The organism is Winogradskyella alexanderae (assembly GCF_020166335.1).
GTDB lineage: Bacteria > Bacteroidota > Bacteroidia > Flavobacteriales > Flavobacteriaceae > Winogradskyella > Winogradskyella alexanderae.
In genome coordinates this window covers 1-1,671 of the sequence record NZ_JAIUJR010000033.1, presented here as the reverse complement: position 1 = coordinate 1,671, position 1,671 = coordinate 1, and the positions used below count along the sequence as shown (strand labels likewise).

The 1,671-nt window shown below is 34.5% G+C and carries 3 protein-coding genes; all 3 read right to left on the bottom strand.

Features of this window, described 5'->3' with window-relative positions; all coding sequences use genetic code 11:
* Positions 1 to 115: 115 nt before the first annotated feature.
* The 3 genes from LBU54_RS15245 to LBU54_RS15235 all read right to left on the bottom strand — a co-directional run bounded on the left by LBU54_RS15245 (position 116) and on the right by LBU54_RS15235 (position 1,345).
* Complete coding sequence (locus LBU54_RS15245) at positions 116 to 592, bottom strand: hypothetical protein (RefSeq protein WP_224531977.1); 477 nt, start codon at positions 590 to 592, stop codon at positions 116 to 118.
* Positions 589 to 789, bottom strand: a complete 201-nt coding sequence (locus LBU54_RS15240; RefSeq protein WP_224531975.1) for a hypothetical protein — start codon at positions 787 to 789, stop codon at positions 589 to 591. Before LBU54_RS15240 ends, LBU54_RS15245 begins: the two co-directional genes overlap by 4 nt.
* 169 nt (positions 790 to 958) lie before the next feature.
* Entirely contained in the window at positions 959 to 1,345 is a 387-nt protein-coding gene (locus LBU54_RS15235) for a hypothetical protein (RefSeq protein WP_224531973.1), read from the bottom strand.
* Between the last annotated feature and the right edge of the window lie 326 nt (positions 1,346 to 1,671).

The window sequence follows — 1,671 nt, the reverse complement described above, 5'->3', positions numbered from 1 at the left end:
CGCGAGTATCATTCCGCCGTAACCATAAATTTAGCAAAAAGGCTTGAAATTCCGATTAGGAATTTCAGCCGTAATGAACTATAGCCGTTGTTGGCAATAGTGTTTTTATTTTCAGCTAAAATGGCCATCCGTTGATTATTTTATAATTCGTTTTCGGGTCAAATTCAATTCCGATTTCTTTTTTCGGATTCCACTGTTGGTTTATAAATTCCGCTGGATTTTTGGTTATGTCAGTCCAATTTACATTTGGGAAAACATAAAGTTTCCAATGGTCAGAATCCCAAGTTCCGTATAGTTTTTCATTCGGCAAGTAGAGTAAGATGTATTCAGGGTCATAATGTTCACATTGGTCAGTCAGATTGATTGCAGGAATTTCGTAATAAGATTTTCTCCTAACATTTCCCTCAATCCACACTTTTCCGAGACCTAGTTTGTCAAAGTCAATAATTCCGACAAAGTCAGGTTCTACAGAATTATAGTCGTAAATCAATTCCGATTTTGCCTTTAGGAATTCAGTCAAGTCTTTTGGTAAATCAATATTTTGCGCGAAAATTGGAAAGGTTGTTAATAGAATCAGGATAAAAGTTTTCATTTGTACAGATATAATAACAACAAGAAACCACCAATCCAGAACACTATTCCTAAATAGTAAAGAATAATTGCAATTGATTTTTCATGTTTAGTTATTCCAGGAATTTTTTCAAAATAGTTAAATCCAGCAAATAACACGATGAACATACCGCCAAAGAAAATCAATAATTTGTGTTCGAGTCTTAACCCTTTTTCCATTTATGAATAGCTTTCAATTTTACATTATTGCCAACGGTCTCGTATAACCGTCAGTTACGGGTTAATATGCGTTAATTTTCGGTTTGGTACTGACGTTAGCAATTCCGAGTGGATTCGGACGTAGTCGAATCCGCCGTAATTGCGGTTATACATTGTTGTAGTGCGTTTTTTATTTTTTCTTCCCATTTAGTATTCCTCTGGTGTCATCCGATTCAGGTGTGAAAAACCTGAATTGATTTGTGTTTCCAAATTCAATTGCTATTCGTCCACAATTTTCACATTCGAAAATTTCTTGGGTCTTATCACTAACATTAAGCAAGTCGTGAATCATTGATGATTCTTTTAAATCCATTGGATAAGGTGGTACCTGAAAGTGTTTTTTAATCCAGTCAGTTTTATTTCCTTTTTTCAATGACTCAATTAAGGAATCAATGTTGTTGGTCAAATTGATAGAAACATCATCAACTAAAGTGTCTGGAAGAACATAACCTTTATATTCTAAGTTGTCAGTTTGGTCAACAATTATATGTCCACATTTACATTTGAGTTTTCCCATTGTCATTTATTGCCTTTCGTTTAATGAATTCAGACTTGTTTCCATTCCAACCGCATTTTATGCAATTTCCATTATCGAATTTATGTTCGCAATTTAGATATCCATATAATTCGTGTGCACAATTCGGACATAATTCAGCCATTTCCGAACTATTTTTAAAATAGTCAGATTCACATTCAACACAAACTGCTTTTTCTTGATTCATCGTTTTTCAAATGCACTACAACGGTCTTGTGTATGGCTCGTTGCGGAAAATCAGCTATGATTTTCCGCCGTAACCGAAAGATAGCAAATTGCAATGAATTCCGATTAGGAATTCAGCCGCA

Coding starts and splice junctions, on each gene's coding strand:
- LBU54_RS15245 (WP_224531977.1), bottom strand. CDS start 592: ATGAAAACTTTTATCCTGATTCTATTAACAACCTTTCCAATTTTCGCG.
- LBU54_RS15240 (WP_224531975.1), bottom strand. CDS start 789: ATGGAAAAAGGGTTAAGACTCGAACACAAATTATTGATTTTCTTTGGC.
- LBU54_RS15235 (WP_224531973.1), bottom strand. CDS start 1,345: ATGGGAAAACTCAAATGTAAATGTGGACATATAATTGTTGACCAAACT.